The sequence below is a fragment of the Azospirillum sp. 11R-A genome, from assembly GCF_049472615.1.
In the GTDB taxonomy this organism is placed as follows: Bacteria; Pseudomonadota; Alphaproteobacteria; order Azospirillales; family Azospirillaceae; genus Azospirillum; species Azospirillum palustre.
Genome location: NZ_JBCEBL010000017.1, coordinates 48,923 through 66,362 on the forward strand (window position 1 = coordinate 48,923; position 17,440 = coordinate 66,362).

Here is a 17,440-nt window from a genome sequence, read left to right on the forward strand (position 1 = left end):
CCCTTCATGCCAGCATGATCAGACAGGGGCTTCACGCTCCCTGCCGGCTTGGTCAATTCTATCCTCCTCGAACGATCTGTCCACAGACGGTATGAAGCAGGCGGATATGGCGCGGCGTCCCAACATCCTCATTCTCATGGCCGACCAGATGATCCCGCAGGCGCTCGGCGCCTACGGCAACCCGACGGTGCGGACGCCGAACATCGACCGGCTGGCGGAGAGCGGCGTGGTGTTCGACAGCGCCTACTGCAACAGCCCGCTCTGTGCGCCATCGCGCTATGTCTTCCTGTCGGGACGGCTGCCCTCGGCCATCGGCGCCTACGACAACGCCGCCGAATTCCCGTCGACCGTCCCCACCTTCGCCCATTATCTGCGGCTGGCGGGCTACCGGACGATCCTGTCCGGCAAGATGCATTTCTGCGGGGCCGACCAGTTGCACGGCTTCGAGGAGCGGCTGACCACCGACATCTATCCGGCCGATTTCGGCTGGACGCCGGACTGGACCCGGCCCGATGAACGGCCGAGCTGGTATCACAACATGAGTTCGGTGCGCGATGCCGGTCCCTGCCTGCGCACCAACCAGCTCGACTTCGACGAGGAGGTGGTCTTCACCTCGGAGCGCAAGCTGTACGACATCGCCCGCGGCCGGCGGGAACGGCCCTTCTGCTTCGTGGTGTCGCTGACCCATCCGCACGACCCCTATGCCATCACCGAGCGCTACTGGAACCGCCACACCGACGAGGAGGTGCCGCTGCCGCGCGTCACCCTGGCACCGGAGGCGATGGACCCGCATTCGCGGCGGTTGCGCCATGTCTGCGCCATGGACGAGATGCCGCTCAGCGAACGGCAGATCCGCAATGCCCGCCGTGCCTATTACGGGTCCGTCGCTTATGTGGACGACCAGATCGGCCGGCTCATGACCGTGCTGGAGGAAACCGGGCTGGCCGAGGACACCATCGTCGTCCTGCTGTCCGACCATGGCGACATGCTGGGCGAACGCGGCCTGTGGTACAAGATGAGCTTCTTCGAGTCCGCCTGCCGCATCCCGCTGATCGTCCGGGCGCCGGGCTGGTTCCAGGCCGGGCGGGTCGCCGCCTCGGTCTCGTCGATGGATCTGCTGCCGACCCTGGTCGACCTTGCCCATGACGGGGCGGCGCCGGGCCTGCGGACGCCCATCGACGGGTGCAGCCTGCTGCCGCACCTTCAGCGCAGCGGCGGCCACGACGAGGTGATCGGCGAATATCTGGGCGAAGGCGCCGTGGCCCCGATTGTGATGATCCGGCGCGGCAGCGAAAAATTCATCCACTCGCCGGCCGACCCCGACCAGCTCTACGACCTGTCCGACAACCCGGACGAGCTGACCAACCGGGCGGAGCAGCCTGCCGCCGGTTCGGCAGCGGCTGATGCCTTGCAAAGCTACCGCGCCGAAGTGGAGCAACGCTGGAATCTGGCGCGCCTTCATGAGGAGGTTGTCGCCAGCCAGCAGTTGCGCCTTCTGGTCGGCGACGCGCTGCGGCAGGGGCAGCACCGCTCCTGGGATTTCCAGCCTTTCACCGATGCAGGCACCAGCTATATGCGCAATCATCTGGATCTCGACGATCTGGAAGCCATGGCGCGCTTCCCGCGCCCCGGCGCCCCCGCACAATAGGACGGCGCGACAGCGCGTCGGACCTCGACCGTCAACCGACAGGAGGGAAAGCAGCATGCATGGACCCGGGGTTGCAATCGGCGGTTTGACGGCAGGGCGTGTGGCGCTGGCCGGCCTGATGGCCGTGTTCGGGATGGCGGCCGGCTCGCTGCCCTCTTCAGTGGCGGCCGCGGAACCGGCCAGTTGCCAGACGGTGAGGATGGCGGACCCCGGCTGGACCGACATCACCGCGACCAACGCGGTGGCGGGCACTTTGCTGAGCGCGCTGGGCTACCAGCAGAAGATCGAGACGGTCGCCGTGCCGATCATTTTCCAGGGGCTGAAGACCGCGCAGATCGATGTCTTCCTCGGCAACTGGATGCCGGCCCAATCCACCTTCCTCGACAAGCTGATCGCCGAGAAATCCGTCGAGATCGTGCGCCCGAACCTGGAGAACGCCAAATTCACCCTGGCGGTGCCGAAGGCGGTGGCCGATGCCGGCGTGCACAGCTTCGCCGATCTCGCCAAGTTCGGCGACCGGTTCGAAAAGAAGATCTACGGGATCGAGCCGGGCGCGCCGGCGAACCAGAACATCCAGCGCATGCTCGACAAGAAGGACTTCGGGCTGGAGGGCTGGACCCTGGTCGAATCGAGCGAGCAGGCCATGCTGGCCCAGGCGGTGCGCCGGACGCGCAGCAAGGATTGGGTGGTCTTCCTCGGCTGGCAGCCGCACCCGATGAACACCCGGATCGACATGACCTATCTCAGCGGCGGCGACGCCTATTTCGGCCCGAACTATGGCAGCACGACGGTCAATACCCTGTCCCGGCGCGCCTACGGCGCCGACTGCACGAATGTCTACCGCCTGTTCAGCCAGCTCGCCTTCACCGTCGGGATGGAGAACGAGATCATGGCCGCCATCACGGACGACAAGAAGGCTCCCAAGGACGCTACGGCCGACCATCTGAAGGCACATCCCGACCTGCTCGGACCCTGGCTGGCCGGCGTGTCGACCCGCGACGGCAAGGACGCCGCAACGGCCGTGCGCACGGCATTGGGCCTGAAGTGATGCAACCGAACGAGATGAAAACGACAAGGAGATGAACGACATGCTCGCCGCGTTGCGTGCATGGGTCCGGGCCCGCTTCCCGTCCTGGTTCCGTCCATCCTACCGGCCCGAACGCCATTACATGCGCGGCCCCTCCGGCCGACGATGAGGCTGGAGCGCACAAAGGATGCTCGTTTCCATGATCCGGTCGTTCTGAGGCGCGCAGGTCAGCGCACCCTGGCCGGCCACCCAACCATGGGCGGCCGGCCTCACCGGGAATGATGGAGCATACGGCTCCATCACAAGTGGATTTCAGGGCGCGTAGCCGACGGTCCCCTTGATCTCCAGGAACTCCTCCAGCCCGAAATCGGCATATTCCCGCCCGTTGCCCGACTGCTTGTAACCGCCGAAGGGCGCGCCGGCATCCCAGGCCGGATGATTGATATAGACATTCCCGCTGCGCATCTGCGCCGCCACCTTGCGGGCACGTTCCAGCGAGCCCGACTGCACATAGGAGGCGAGGCCATAGGGCGTGTCGTTGGCGCGGCGGATCGCCTCTTCCTCGCTGCCGTAGGGGAGGATCGCCAGCACCGGGCCGAAGATCTCCTCGCGCGCGATGGTCATGTCGTCGGTGACGTTGGCGAAGACCGTCGGGCGGACATAATAGCCGCGGTTCAGCCCCTCGGGACGGCCGGGGCCGCCGGTGACGAGGTCGGCGCCCTCGGCGATGCCGGTCTCGATCAGGCGCTGGATCTTGTCGTACTGGACCTGACTGACGACCGGACCGAGCCGGGTGTCGGCGGCGGACGGCGCACCGACCTTCAGCCGCTCGGCCGTGGTCCTGGCGATCTCCACCGCCTGGCCGTGCAGGGCGGCCGGCACGAACATCCGGGTCGGCGCGTTGCACGACTGGCCGCTGTTGTTCATGCAGCCCTCGACGCCCAGCTTCACGGCGCGGTTCAGGTCGGCATCGTCCAGGATGATGTTGGCGGACTTGCCGCCCAGTTCCTGATGCACGCGCTTGACCGTGTCGGCCGCCGCCTTGGCGACGAGGATGCCGGCCCGCGTCGATCCGGTGAAGGACACCATGTCGACGCCCGGGTGGCGGGCGATGGCCTCGCCCACCGTCGGCCCGTCGCCGTTGACGAGGTTGAAGACGCCCTTCGGCACGCCGGCCTCATGGACGGCTTCGGCGAAGACGACGGCGTTGAGCGGGGCGATCTCGCTTGGCTTCAGCACCATGGTGCAGCCGGCGGCCAGCGCCGGCGCCACCTTGCACATGATCTGGTTGATCGGCCAGTTCCATGGCGTGATCATGCCGACGACGCCGATCGGCTCCTTGCTGATCAGGGTGGGGCCGCGCAGTTCCTCGAACGCGAAGCCTTCCAGTATCTCGATCATCCGGGAGAGGTGGGCGGTTCCCATGGCGGCCTGCGAGCGATGGGCCAGGGTCTTCGGCGCCCCCATCTCACGCGACAGGATGTCCGCGACGGCGTCGTAGCGCGCCTTGTAGCATTCCAGCAGACGCCGCATCAGGGCGAGCCGCTCCTCGCGCGAGGTGGCGGCGAAGGCCGGGAAGGCGGCGCGGGCCGCGGCGACCGCCCGGTCGACATCCTCCGCTGTGCCCATCGCAATGGTGGCGAAGGCCTCCTCCGTCGCCGGATCGATCACGTCGAGCGTCGCGCCGCCCGCCGTCCCGGTCGCGGGCCCGTTCGCCGGATCCACCCAGGCGCCGTCGATGTAGAATTTCAGGCTGTTCGACATCCATGCCTCGTGTTCGTACAGTGGCGGGAACGGCTGCCTGACCAGGGACCGGAGCAGCCGCTCCGCAGGTCGAATGAAAATAGCCTTCTGCACGACGGACCGGAAGCCGCAACACGCCGTTCCTGTCAGGAGTACCCAGCACGCCGCCGTGAACGAATGGCGCCGCCGGCTGTTTCCATTGCTGTCCCTCCCCGCCAGTCCATGGTTCATGCCCCCCGACCGAACGTCCCCGACCGACACCCCGTCCAGCAGCCAGCTTGCCGCCAGCCTCACCCGCAGGGAGAGGCAGCACGACCTGCTGGCCCGCTTCGGCATGGCCGCCCTGAAAAGCACCGACATCGCCAACCTGTTGCAGCAGGCCACATCCCTCTGCGCCGAAGCGCTGGAGGCCGAATTTTGCAAGGCGCTGGAACGGGTGAAGGAGGCGGATGGCACCGAGCGTCTGCTGGTCCGCGCCGGTGTCGGCTGGCGTCCCGGCGTGGTCGGCAAGCGGTCGGTCGGCGCCGACCTCGCCTCCCCTGCCGGCTATGCGCTGAAAACCGGCGAGCCGGTCATCGCCAACGACCTCGGCGCCGAGTCCCGATTCCGCTGCCCCGATCTGTTGGCCGACCATGGGGTGAGGCGCGCCATCGACGTCATTATCCGCGGCGAGGGCGCGCCCTTCGGCGTGCTGGAGGTTGACAGCAGCCGGGAGGGCCGCTTTGACGCCGCCGACGCCGCCTTCCTCCAGGGGGTCGCCAACCTGCTGGGCGGCGCCATCGACCGTGCCAACGATGCCGCCGAGCGCCGCCGCACCGAAGCCCTGTTGCGCGAAAACGAAGCCCAGTTCCGCGGCCTCGCCGACCTGATCCCGCAGCTGACCTGGATGGCCGATGCCAGCGGTGCGATCTATTGGTACAACCGGCGCTGGTACGACTATACCGGCGCCGGGCCGGGCGAGACGGAGGGCTGGAACTGGCGGAGCGTCCACCATCCCGACCATGTCGAACGGGCCTCCGACGGCTTCTTCCGCGCCATCCGCACGGGCGAGCCGTGGGAGGACACCTTCCCCCTGCGCGGCAGGGATGGCCGGTACCGCTGGTTCCTGTCGCGCGCCGTCCCGGTGAGCGGCCCGGATGGGCGCATCCTGCGCTGGCTGGGCACCAACACCGACGTGACCGAGCAGCGCAAGGCCGAATCCCGGATCATGGAGGCGGAACGCCGGCTGCAACTGGCGCTGCGCGCCGCGCGGATCGGCGCATGGTCGTGGAATTTGGAGGAGGACCGCATCGAGGCCGACGGCCGGCTGCGCGAGATCTTCGACTTCACCGCGGATCAGCCGATAAACGGCTCCGACGTGACCGGCCGCGTCCATCCCGACGACCAGCCGCGGATCGGCGGGATCATCGACACCGCCCGGCGGGAGCGCGGCGAGTATGACGCCGAATTCCGCATCCTGCTGCCGTCCGGCGAAATCCGCTGGGCGGTGGCGCGCGGCGTCGTGACCGACAGCACGCCGGAACGCAGCCTGACGCTGATCGGCGTCACCTGGGACACCACCGACGCCAAGCGGGCGGAGGAGAAGTTGCGCCTCAGCGAGGAACGCTTCCGCTCGCTGGTGGAGGCGACCGCCGCCATCGTCTGGTACACCTCCGGCGCCGGCCGCTTCGAGGCCCCGCAGCCGAGCTGGAGCAACTTCACCGGCCAGACCTTCGACAAGCTGAAGGGCATCGGCTGGGTCGAGGCCATCCATCCCGACGACCGCCCCCACACCTCGGAAGCGTGGCGCGCCGCGCGGGCCGGACGGACCATCTACAAGGCCGAACACCGCCTGCGCCGCTACGACGGCGTCTACCGCGACATGCTGGTGCGCGCCGTGCCGCTGCTCGACGCCGGTGGCGCGGTTCAGGAATGGGTCGGCGTCCACACCGACATCACCACCCGCCGCCGCGCCGAGGAGGCGCTGCGCGAGACGGAAGAGCGCTACCGGCTGGCGGCGCAGGCCACCAACGACGCCATCTGGGACTGGAACCTGTCGTCCGACCGCATCCATTGGAACGAGGCGGTGCGCACTCTCTTCGGCTATGGCGCGGACACCGGCGAGACCTCCGCCTCCTGGTGGATGGACCACATCCACCCCGACGACCAGGACCATGTTGTGACCGGCATCCATGCGGTGATCGACGGCGGCGGCACGCGCTGGAACGACGAATACCGCTTCCGCCGCGCCGACGGCAGCTATGCCAGCATCCTCGACCGCGGCTTCGTCCTGCGCAGCCCCATCGGCCAGCCCCTGCGGATGATCGGCGCCATGCAGGACATCAGCGTGCGCAAACGGGCGGAGGAGGAGTTGGAAGCCGCCCGCTTCACCGCGGAGGAGGCCAACCGGGCCAAGAGCCTGTTCATCGCCAACATGAGCCACGAACTGCGCACGCCGCTCAGCGCGGTCATCGGCTACACCGAAATGCTGGAGGAGGAGCTGGCCGACCTCGGCGTCGACAGCATGCTGCCCGATCTGGAGAAGATCGAGGCGAATGCCCGCCACCTGCTGAACCTGATCAACGGCGTCCTCGACATCTCGAAGATCGAGGCCGGCAAGATGGAGGTGCACGGCGAGGACGCCGACATCGCCGAGCTGACGCGCGAGGTCGCCGCGACGGTGGAGGCGCTGGTGTCGAAGAAGGGCAATCGGCTGGCCGTGGAGGTGGCGGACGGGCTCGGCACCATGCACACCGACGTGGTGAAGGTGCGCCAGTGCCTGTTCAACCTGTTGAGCAACGCGGCGAAATTCACCGAAGACGGCACGATCACCCTGTCGGTCGAGCGGGCGGCTCCCGGCCCGCTCGACGCGGATGACGACACGACCGCCGACATGGTCGTCTTCCGCGTCACCGACACCGGGATCGGCATGACGCCGGAACAGGTCCGCCGGCTGTTCGAACGCTTCATGCAGGCCGACAGCTCGACCACCCGGCGCTTCGGCGGGACCGGGCTCGGGCTGGCGATCACCAAGGCCTTCGCCGACATGCTGGGCGGCGGGATTTCCGTCGACACGGCGTCGGGCCAGGGCACCAGCTTCACGCTCCGCCTTCCCGCCGACCTGCGGCACGGCCGTCTGGCCGGCTCCACTGATGCCGACCCGTTGAGCGTGGACGAGGTCACGCCGTCCCAGGCCGCCCGCGAGACGATCCTGATCATCGACGACGAACAGGCGATGCGCGAGCTGCTCGCCCGTTTCCTGCACCGCGAGGGGTTCGGCGTGGCTCTGGCCGCCGACGGGCAGACCGGCCTGTCGATTGCCCGGCAAATCCGCCCGCGCGCCATCCTGCTGGACGTGATGATGCCGCGGACCGACGGCTGGTCGGTGCTGTCGGTGCTGAAGGCCGAACCCGACCTTGCCGACATTCCCGTCATCATCATCTCGTCGCGCCGGGAAAAGGGGCTGGCCCTGTCGCTGGGAGCCGCCGACTATTTCACCAAGCCGGTGGACTGGCAGCGCCTGCACCGGGTGCTGAGCGGCCTCGGCGGGCAGGCGCCCGGCACGGCGCTGGTTATGATGGAGGCGGACGAGACCCGCACCCTGCTGGCCGCCGAACTGGGCCGCGACGGCTGGCAGATCGCCGAGGCCGAAACGGAGGAAGACGCATTCAGCCGTCTCGCCACCACCCTGCCGACGGTCATCCTGCTCGACCCCGTCATGGCCGGACTGGACGGCTTCGCCTTCCTCAAGGCGCTGGACCGCAACCCGGACTGGCGGGACATCCCCGTCATCGTCGTCGTCGCCCAGCCAATCGGACGCGACGAGACGGAGGAACTGCGCGGCCGGGTGCAGGACATCATCCCGATGGCAGAGGACGGAGCGGATGGAGTGATCGAGGAGTTGAAGGAAGCGATCGCCCGCCTGCGGCCCGCTCCCCCCGACCGGGGCCCTCAGGAACGGAGCCCCCAGGACCGGAGTATGGACGCCGGCGCGACGAACGGAACAGGAGGTACCGATGGCTAAGCTGCTGCTGGTCGAGGATCATGAGGAAATCTGGGACTTCCTGTCGCGCCGGCTGAAACGTCGCGGGTTCGACGTCGTTCTCGCCTTCGACGGACGGCAGGGGGTGGACATGGCGCGCAGCGAGCGGCCCGATGTCATCCTGCTCGACATGAACCTGCCCGTCATCGACGGCTGGACCGCCGCCCGCGAGCTGAAGGCGGGGCAGGAGACCGCCGGCATCCCGATCATCGCGCTGACCGCCCACGCCATGTCCGGCGACCGCGAGAAGACCTTGCAGGCCGGCTGCGACGACTATCACCCCAAGCCGGTCGATTTCTCCCGCCTGCTGACCCAGATCGACACCGCCATGCAGCGCCGCCCGCAAACGGCCGGGGAGTAACCGCGGAATGACCCAAGCCCCCCTCGGCCTGCTGAAGCGCCTTTTCGCCGGAGCGCCCGAGGCGCCAACTCCGGATGCCGCCCTCGCGGCCGATCCCGCTCCGCCGAAGTCCCGTCTGGGCCACGAGCCGGCGCTGCATGCGATGCTGGGCCGGCAGATCCTCGACGCCCATCTGCGCAACCGCCACCAGCTGCTCGACCGCGCACCCACCGACTTCCGGACCGCCGACGCGGATGAGACCCATCTGCTGGTCCTTGCCATGTCGGCCGCCGCCCAGGCCGACGGTGAGCTGGATGCGATTGAACGTGGCCGGATTCGGAGCAGGCTCGGCACCAGCAGCCTCGACGAGGAGGCCCGGAGCCGGCTGGAGCAGTTGGTGGACCAACCGCAATGCCTGGAGGAGCTGGTCCGCCGGATCGACACCCCGCGGCTGGCCGCGCGTTTCTACGCCGTGTCCCTGGCGACGGTCGACAAGAACGCGCCGATCAACCGCTCCTACCTGCGCTATCTCGCCCAGCGCCTGGGCCTGCCCGCCGATCTGGTTGTCCGGCTGAACCGCCAGATGGGGCTGCGGCTGTAAAGGGAATGGCGGGGGACTTTCGTCCTCCCCTCACACATCCTGCCCGCTGGCACTGAGTTCGCTCAGCGCTTCGCGGATGGTGTCGGTGTCCAGCAGCATGCGGCGCGAGATGTCGCTCAGCGTCAGCCAGCCGACGACCACCCCGCCCTCGTCCAGCACCGGCAGGCGGCGCACGTGATAGGCGCCCATGATGTCCATGGCGGTGGCCAGCGTGTCGGTGTCGCGGCAGCTGAACAGCGCGCTCGACATCACATCGCGCACCCGCACACGCGTGTTGTCGCCGCCCTCCGCCACCACGCGGAACAGGATGTCGCGGTCGGTCAGGATGCCGACGAGGTCGTCGGCCGATCCGACCGGCAGGGCGCCGACATCCAGTTCCCCCATCAGCGTCGCGGCGTCCTGCACGGTGGCGTCGGGTGAAATGAACTCCAGCGCCTTCGCCATGATCTCGGAAACCAGCACGGTCGTAATCCTCGTTGTTCAGGCCATCCGGACATTTGACCTGGGGCCGGGCTTGGGCAACGGAGCCCGGCTTCCCGTTGTTCCCCACCCTTCTCAGCCGCTCCTCTCAGCCGCCCAGCGGCCAAAACGTCACGATCAGCCAAGTGCCGAGCGCCAGGATGATCAGCGACAGCGGCACGCCCAGCCGCGGATAGTCGCCGAACCGGTAGCCGCCCGGCCCCATCACCAGCGTGTTGCACTGGTGGCCGATGGGCGTCAGGAAATCGCTGCCGGCGCCGACCGCGACCGCCATCAGGAACGGGTCGGGGCTGAGCCCCAGCTGCTGCGCCACGCCCGCGCCGATGGGCGCCATCACCAGCACCGTCGCGGCATTGTTCAGGAACGGCGTCACCGCCATCGCCGCCGCCATGATCAGCGCCACGCAGGCCACCGCCGGCAGGCCGCGCGCGGCGTCGGCCAGCAGGGTGGAGATGACCTGCGTCGCCCCGGTGCTCTCCAGCGTGCCGCTGACCGGGATCAGTGCCGCCAGCAGGACGATGATCGGCCATTCCACCGCGTGGTAGGCATCCTCGACGCTCAGCACGCCGGTGACGATCATCGCGGCGGCCGCCGCCAGGAAGGTGACCGCCAGCGGTGCCAGATGGAAGCCGAGGACCAGCATCGTGACGACCAGGATGCCGACCGGCACCCAGACCGGGCGGCGCCGGCCGAGCTGCAGCCTGCGCTCCGCCAGCGGGATCAGGCTGGCGTCGGCCAGCGCATCCGGATAGCGCTCCGCCGGCACCTGCAACAGCAGCAGGTCACCCTCCTTGAACATCACATGGTGCAGGCGCCGGGCGAGCCGCTCGCCGGTCCGGCTGACCGCCAGCAGACTGACGCCGAAACGCCGGCGCAGATCCAGGGAGCGGTCCGATTTGCCGGCCAGCGGCGAGTCCGGCGTCACCACCGCCTCCACCGCCAGCAGTTCGCCCTCCGCCCCCTCCAGGATGCCCAGCGGCTCCAGCGATGCGCCCTGGACGAGGCGTTGCAGGGCGGGGGCGTCGCCCTCCAGCACCAGCACGTCGTCGGCCATCAGGGTCCAGTGTTTGTCCGGCACATAGCGGCGGAAGCGTTCGCGGATCAGGCCGATCACCTGCGCCTCGCCCTCCGCCAGGGCTTCCACATCGCGGACGGTGCGCCCGACGAAGGAGGAGCCGGCAGGCAGCCTCATCTCGCTGGCGTAATTCTCGACTGCGAAGGTCTCTTCCGCCGAGCGGGCGCCGCTGCGGTCCTGGGGCAGCAGGCGCCAGCCGACCATCAGGAACAGCAGCCCGACGACCGTGATGCCCAGCCCGACCGGCAGGTAGTCGAACATGGAAAATGGCTGGCCGACGATCTCCGTCCGCACGCGCGACACGATGATGTTGGGGGAGGTGCCGACCAACGTCATCAGCCCGCCCATCAGCGAGGCGAAGGCCATCGGCATCAGCACCCGGTGCGCACCCGTCCGGTGCCGCCGCGCCAGCTGCATGGTGATCGGCAGGAAAATGGCGAGCGCGCCGATGTTCTTCATCAGCGCCGACATGAAGGCGACCGATCCGCACAGGAAGGCGATCTGCCGCGTCGGCGTGCTGAGCTTCGCCGCCACCGGGCGGACCAGCGCGTCGATCACCCCGGACCGGGCGATCCCGGCGCTGACGATCAGGGCGGAGGCGATGATGATGACGATGTCGTCGGCAAAGCCGGAAAAGGCGTCCTTCGCGGGAATCAGCCCCAGGAACACGCCGGCCAGCAGGGCCAGCACCGCAACCACGTCGAACCGCCACCTGTTCCAGATCAGCATCGCCACCACGATGCCCACCAGCGCGAAGGACATGAACTGCTGAAGGGTCATCTGGGGTCCGTTCGTTGAGGTGCCCGAGGGTAACCCCGTGCCCCCCACCAGCGTTCCCGCAAAGCCTGCGCTCAGGCCCGGATGACCAGGATGCGCATCGTCCGTCGCTTCGAACTGCACTTTCAGGTTGCCTCCTCAGACGGCACCCCTGCGCAGCACCCTGGTACAGTCCCTCAGGCGGCGATGGCCCGCCGGTCCCGCCCCGCGGTCTTGGCCGCATACAGCGCCTGATCCGCCGCCGCCAGCAGGTCGTCCAGCGTGCTGCGCCGCCGCATCACGCTGATGCCGATGCTGACGGTGATGGCCAGCATACGGCCCGGCACGGCCACCCGCGCCTGACGGACGTCAGCCAGCAGCCGCTCGGCGATGCGGTCGGCGTCGGGACCGTCTGCGCCCGGCAGGATGATGGCGAATTCCTCACCGCCCAGCCGCCCGAGAAGATCGTCGCCGCGCACCGCCGCCTGGAGGATGTCGGCCAGCATACGCAGCACATCGTCGCCGGCCTGATGCCCGAAGCCGTCGTTGATCGATTTGAAATGGTCGGCGTCGATCATCAGGACGCTGACCGGCCGGCCCTGCCGCCAGACCTCCTCCAGCAACTCGGCGCCGCGCCCCATGAATGCACGACGGTTCAGCAACCCGGTCAACGGATCAAGGTTGGCCAGCTCCCACAGCCTCTCTTCCTGCAGCTTGCGCTCGCGGATGTCACGCAGCACGCCGACGTAGATCGCCTCTCCCTCGCTGTGCGACGCGCCGAGCGTGAGTTCGACCGGAAACTCCACGCCGCTGCGATGGCGCGCCATCAGTTCACGGACACCGGCCTGCCCCCCAAGTCCGTGGGGCGCAAAGTGACCGGGATCCTGCAGGTCGCGCAATTGGCACGGCAGCAGCAGGTCGATGGTCCGGCCGATCAAATCCTCGGCGGCATAGCCGAACAGGGTCGTTGCCGCAGGGTTGAGAAACTGGATGATGCCGGAGCCGTCCACCACCAGCATCGCATCGCGCGCGGTGGAGACGAAGGCGGTCAGCCGCTCTTCGCTGCGCTGTAGGGCGGCCGTGCGCTCCACCACACGCTGCTCCAGCCGGGCGTTGGCTTCGGCCAGCTGGAGCATCGCCCGCCGCCGCCGGGTGACCTGACGGTAGAGAGTGGCGGACAGCACCGCCCCGCCGCCGCTCAGCACCAGGTCCAGCAGGAAAAAGACCGGCAGGCGTCCGAGCCAGCCGCCGATCGCCTCCCGGGTTTCGATGTTCGCCGCCGCGATGATGCCATAGCGGGGACTGACCTGATAGGCGCCGGGGCCGGACACACCCGGCAGGATGGAGCCTCGCGTCGTGCTGGTGGTCGTCCCCGGTTCCTGCCCATGGTGGAGGAACAGCGGCCAGTCGCCGGCCGAGCGGCCGAGGCAGTCCATGCTGGGCAGGCATCCGAACACGAAACCGGACGGCGAAACGATTGCCGCCTGCATGCCTTCCGGCAGCGGGAATGCTTTCAGCATCGCGGAGAAGACTTCCGGGTCGAGCGCCGCAGTGACGATTCCGACAAGGCGGCCGAACCGGTCCTCGACCCGGCGACTGACCGGCACCATCCATTGGCCGTCGGTCCGGCTGACGACCGGCTTTCCGATGAACAGGATGTCCGCACCGCCGTTCAAATGATACTGGACATAGTCGCGGTCATGCAGATCGACGCCAACGGGATGCGGCGTGCGGGAATCGTGGGTCAACTGCCCGTCCGGTTTGACGACGAAAAGGCTTCGCAGGATCGGTGTGATCCGGTGCTGATGGACCAGAAGGCGATGGATGTCGAACTCTTCGAGGTCCGCGATCCGTTCGGAAACCCGCATGAATTCCGACACCACGGAAATGGTACGGTCTGCGATCTCCAACACCTCGTCCATATGCTCGGCGCTGTGGGCGGTGGTGAGCGAGGCCAAATCCACCATGGACCGGACGTCGGCGCTGCGCTCCGCCGAGAGCAGGCCGCCGAGCACGCCGTTCAACAGGATGATCAGTCCGAGGGTCGTGGCGACCCATACCCGCTTCATGGTGCCCCGTATCGCACAGCGTTCGGAGGGAACCATGCCCGCCGATAGGCTGGGCACGCAATTGGGACCAACCGCAGGACCGCGCTCTTGCGGCACGAAACCGCGCCAATCGACAAAACGCCGGTGTTTGTGGTGCGGCTCACATCCGGGAATCCGGCGTTTGGGTAGGGTCTGTCCATCGGCAACACGCCGCACCCCGCGGCCCCGAAAACAGGAGACAGACCATGATCCGCACCGCCCTGCTGACCGGCTTCGCTTCGCTCGCCCTGTTCGCCGCCCCGGCGATGGCCCAGAACATCTCCGACATCTCCAACACCGCGGCCGGCATCGGCAACACCGCCAACCAGAGCGCGCTGGTCATGCAGAAGTCCAAGGGTCCCTTCGCCGGCCCGAACAGCGCCACCGTGTCCAACCTCGCCGCCGGCATCGGCAACACGGCCAACCAGGAAGCCTTCGTGAAGCAGCGGAGCGGCGGCCTGTTCAACGGCGGGTCGGCGGCCACCATCGGCAACACCGCGGCGGGCATCGGCAACAACGCCGGCCAGATGGCGACGGTGATGCAGCGGAGCGGCGGCCTGCTGAGCGGCGGTAACGCCGCCAACGTCGGCAACACGGCGGCCGGCATCGGCAACACCGCTTTGCAGAGCGGCACGGTGCTGCAGCGTTCGGGCGGGCTGGTCGGCCCCTTCAACCGCAGCAACATGCAGAACCTGTCGGCCGGTGTCGGCAACTTCGCCGGACAGAGCGCACTGGTGAGGCAGCGCTGACCGTCCCCTCTCCTCCCGGCTTCCTCCCTGACCTCGCTCCGGCCGGCAACGGCCGGAGCATTTTTCTGCCCGCCGGCAGCCCCGGAAGCCCCTCCGCACTCCAGCGGGAAATCCGCCGGCCGTTGTGGGGCAACTCACAGAAGCCGGTCCGGCACTTCACTTAAGCTTTCCACAAGGACGCCACCAAGACCCACGGGCGGGCAAGCCCGAAGCCCCATCCCCAACCGAAGGAAATCCCGCCATGATCCGCACCTGTGTTCTGGGTACCCTCGCCGCCATGCTGCTTGCCACGCCCGCCCTGGCGCAAAACAAGCCCGTCGGCCCCCTGACCGGCCCAATGACCGGCCCCGGCATGCCGTCGATGATGGCGGTGCCCGGACTGGTCAGCACCAACGTCGGCAACGCCACCAATGTCGGCGCCGGCATCGGCAACTCGGCACAGCAGCAGGGTGTTTTCCTTCAGGGCGGGGGCGGTGCTCCCATCCGCGGCGTCAGCCCGCTGGTCAGCACCAATGTCGGCACCGCCACCAACGTCGCCGCCGGCATCGGCAACAGCGCCGGTCAGAGGCTGCTGGGCATCCAGGGCAGCGGTGTGCAGGTCGGGCTGAACTTCAGCGGCCGCGGCCCCCTGGTCAGCACCAATGTCGGGGTCGGCACCAACGTCACCGCCGGGATCGGCAACAGCGCCGCCCAATCGCTGACCGGCCTTCGCCGCTGAGCGCTCTTTTCCCTCCAATCCCGGAGGCCACCGATGCCGAAGCTCCCGACACTCCTAGCCCTCGCCGCACCCGCCCTGCTGGTCCTGGCCGTTTCGGCCCCGGTGCAGGCCGACTCCCTCTCCTGCCAGACGGTCAACGGCAAGACCGTCTGCATGCGAGGGTCGGGAACGCTGAGCTGCGTGACGCACAACGGCCGGACCCGCTGTACTGCCACCCCATCCGACCCGCAGTCGGAGGCCGTTCCAGAAACGGAGATCCAGCGGCTTCCCCGCCCGGTCACCCCCGATCTGCACAGCCTGCTCGAGCGCCGGGGGTTCCCCTTCGACCATCGGGCCCACTCCCTGACCCTGGAGGACGATGACGATCCGGACATCGACTGATCCCCGCAGAGCCGCGAAACCGGAGGACATCTTCCGCTAAGGACGATCCACCGCACCATCCCGCAATCGAAGGGCGGCCGGCAGACGCCGGTCGCTCTTTTTGCATTCGGCCAGCACACGGACGGGGCAGAAGCGCCGACGACGGCGTACCGCCTTTGACGGCGGGGGTCGGGTCGGTTGCCGGCGTACCATTCCCCGCATCGTCACACCGAAGCCGTCACACCTGCGCCATCAGTCCCGCGTCGTCAGCCGAAGCTCAGCCAAGAGGCCGCCATGACCGCGATACGGATCAATTTCGACAAGGATCTCGTCCTTGCCGGACATTTCCTGCTCAAGCATCTGGAGCGGGAGGAAAGGCATCGTCTGGCGACCGCTGCGCGGCTGTCGCACCACGCGCGCGGCGCCATGATCTTCCAGAAGGGCGATCCCGGCGACAGCATGATGGCGGTTATCCGCGGCAGGGTGAAGATCTGCTGCCATTCCATGGACGGCAAGGAATTGGTGCTGAGCATCATCAACAAGGGTGGCCTGTTCGGCGAAATCGCCCTGCTGGATGGCGAGCCGCGCACCGCCGACGCGGTGGCCCTGGAGGAAACCGACCTCCTGGTGCTGGACCGGTCGCAGCTGATGCCGGTATTGACCGCAAGGCCGGATTTGGCCTTCCGCATCATCAGCGTGCTGTGCCAGCGGCTGCGCCAGACCAGCGAGCATCTGGAGGACACCCTCTTCCTGGAGGCGCCCTCCCGCTTCGCCCGCGCTCTGAAGCGGCTGGGCGATGCCTTCGGCAAGCCGGGGCCGGAGGGGCTGCGGCTGGACATCAAGCTGTCGCAGCAGCAGCTGGGCTGTCTCGTCGGCGTGTCGCGCGAGAGCGTCAACAAGCTGCTGAACGAGTGGCAACGTGCCGGCGTGATCGAGATGGATGCCGGCTATATCGTTATCCGCGACACCGGCGCCCTGGACGACATCGCCGACTCCTGCGGCTGAGACGCCAATCCGACGCCGCTTGTGAGCCGCGCCACAGCGCGCTTTTCCGATCAGCCTCAAGATGCTCCCCACACCCGGCCGTCAGCCACTGAGGGAGCCAGCGATGATGTCGTCCCGCACCGTCTTTCTACCTGCATTCGCCGCCCTGCTGCTGACCGCCGGGACGGCTGCGGCCCAGGTCACCGGCGGCATCGCCTTTCCGCCCGGCCCGATCCCCGGTGCGGCGATGGCGCAGGCCTTCGCCCAGACACCGCGCCTGCCGGTGTCGGTGAATCCGACGCCCCGCGGCGCCCCTCCCGGCGCGATGGTCACCAACCCGTCCGTGCGCCGGTCCTCCGTGAACCAGCAGGCGATCACCCGCATCCGCGGCGATGCCGGCTATCTCGCCGGCTTCAACAAGGGGCAGCCGCTGGCCGCCAGCCGTCAGCCGCCGGTGCAGCCAATCGACCCCAGCTTCACCATCATCGATGCCCCCTTCATCGTGAACAATTTCAACAGCGCGCTGAACTTCGCCTTCGGCGACGGCAACATCAGCCAGCAGCAGCTCGGCGACGGCACCGCGGCGGGCAGCGCCGGCCCGGTGGAGACCGCCGCCCCGGCACCGGCGCCCGAACCGGCCCCACTCCCCGCTCCGGCCCCCGCTTCGACCGCCAAGCCGGCCGGGCCTTCGACACTGGACATGCTGATGAGCACGGCCGGGCCGCTGCCGCATCTGCCCGCGGCGCTGGCCCATGGCGGCGTCCAGTTCAACAACGTGAACACCACGACCAACACCGCCGTCGGCACGGGAAACCGGGCGACCCAGAAAACGGTCACGGTCCAGCGCTGAT

14 protein-coding genes are annotated in these 17,440 nt (G+C 68.3%); 10 read left to right on the forward strand and 4 right to left on the reverse strand.

What is annotated here, in order from left to right; genetic code table 11:
• Positions 1–106 precede the first annotated feature (106 nt).
• Together betC and choX are read left to right on the forward strand one after the other, a co-directional pair.
• The gene (gene betC / locus VH569_RS21520) at positions 107–1,648 is read left to right on the forward strand and encodes a choline-sulfatase (RefSeq protein WP_423317777.1); all 1,542 of its coding nucleotides are present in this window, start codon (positions 107–109) and stop codon (positions 1,646–1,648) included.
• Between the two features lie 55 nt (positions 1,649–1,703).
• Positions 1,704–2,696: a choline ABC transporter substrate-binding protein gene (gene choX, locus VH569_RS21525; protein ID WP_423317779.1), complete on the forward strand. Its 993-nt coding sequence runs from the start codon at positions 1,704–1,706 to the stop codon at positions 2,694–2,696.
• A 291-nt stretch (positions 2,697–2,987) separates the two neighbouring features.
• Here the strand turns inward: choX and VH569_RS21530 are convergent, their stop codons facing one another.
• The gene (locus tag VH569_RS21530; RefSeq protein WP_423317781.1) at positions 2,988–4,439 is read right to left on the reverse strand and encodes an aldehyde dehydrogenase family protein; all 1,452 of its coding nucleotides are present in this window, start codon (positions 4,437–4,439) and stop codon (positions 2,988–2,990) included.
• Between the two features lie 208 nt (positions 4,440–4,647).
• Between VH569_RS21530 and VH569_RS21535 the strand changes: the two genes are divergently transcribed.
• Genes VH569_RS21535 through VH569_RS21545 form a run of 3 tightly spaced genes read left to right on the forward strand, consistent with a single transcriptional unit; the run spans position 4,648 to position 9,380 of the window.
• Positions 4,648–8,421 (forward strand): PAS domain-containing protein, encoded by a 3,774-nt coding sequence (locus VH569_RS21535; protein ID WP_423317783.1) that lies wholly within the window; start codon positions 4,648–4,650, stop codon positions 8,419–8,421.
• On the forward strand, positions 8,414–8,800 hold the full coding sequence (locus VH569_RS21540; protein WP_423317785.1) for a response regulator: 387 nt from the start codon (positions 8,414–8,416) through the stop codon (positions 8,798–8,800). The genes VH569_RS21535 and VH569_RS21540 overlap by 8 nt, the downstream gene beginning before the upstream one ends.
• 7 nt (positions 8,801–8,807) lie before the next feature.
• The gene (locus VH569_RS21545) at positions 8,808–9,380 is read left to right on the forward strand and encodes a DUF533 domain-containing protein (protein WP_423317787.1); all 573 of its coding nucleotides are present in this window, start codon (positions 8,808–8,810) and stop codon (positions 9,378–9,380) included.
• A gap of 30 nt (positions 9,381–9,410) precedes the next feature.
• On the opposite strand, the gene VH569_RS21550 is transcribed toward VH569_RS21545, so the two are convergent.
• From VH569_RS21550 to VH569_RS21560, 3 genes are all read right to left on the reverse strand, one after another.
• Entirely contained in the window at positions 9,411–9,842 is a 432-nt protein-coding gene (locus tag VH569_RS21550) for a CBS domain-containing protein (protein ID WP_244592406.1), read from the reverse strand.
• A 106-nt stretch (positions 9,843–9,948) separates the two neighbouring features.
• Complete coding sequence (locus VH569_RS21555) at positions 9,949–11,715, reverse strand: SLC13 family permease (protein ID WP_423317789.1); 1,767 nt, start codon at positions 11,713–11,715, stop codon at positions 9,949–9,951.
• Positions 11,716–11,888: 173 nt separating this feature from the next.
• Positions 11,889–13,760, reverse strand: a complete 1,872-nt coding sequence (locus tag VH569_RS21560) for a sensor domain-containing diguanylate cyclase (RefSeq protein WP_423317791.1) — start codon at positions 13,758–13,760, stop codon at positions 11,889–11,891.
• A gap of 224 nt (positions 13,761–13,984) precedes the next feature.
• Between VH569_RS21560 and VH569_RS21565 the strand changes: the two genes are divergently transcribed.
• The 5 genes from VH569_RS21565 (at position 13,985) to VH569_RS21585 (ending at position 17,439) form a co-directional block, all read left to right on the forward strand.
• Positions 13,985–14,527, forward strand: coding sequence for a hypothetical protein (locus VH569_RS21565; RefSeq protein WP_423317793.1), 543 nt, complete (start codon positions 13,985–13,987; stop codon positions 14,525–14,527).
• Positions 14,528–14,768: 241 nt separating this feature from the next.
• Positions 14,769–15,245: a hypothetical protein gene (locus VH569_RS21570; protein ID WP_423317795.1), complete on the forward strand. Its 477-nt coding sequence runs from the start codon at positions 14,769–14,771 to the stop codon at positions 15,243–15,245.
• 33 nt (positions 15,246–15,278) lie between these two features.
• Complete coding sequence (locus tag VH569_RS21575; RefSeq protein WP_423317797.1) at positions 15,279–15,626, forward strand: hypothetical protein; 348 nt, start codon at positions 15,279–15,281, stop codon at positions 15,624–15,626.
• Between the two features lie 273 nt (positions 15,627–15,899).
• Positions 15,900–16,610, forward strand: a complete 711-nt coding sequence (locus tag VH569_RS21580) for a Crp/Fnr family transcriptional regulator (protein ID WP_098736430.1) — start codon at positions 15,900–15,902, stop codon at positions 16,608–16,610.
• Between the two features lie 103 nt (positions 16,611–16,713).
• Complete coding sequence (locus tag VH569_RS21585) at positions 16,714–17,439, forward strand: hypothetical protein (RefSeq protein WP_423317799.1); 726 nt, start codon at positions 16,714–16,716, stop codon at positions 17,437–17,439.
• The last annotated feature ends 1 nt before the right edge of the window (position 17,440 follow it).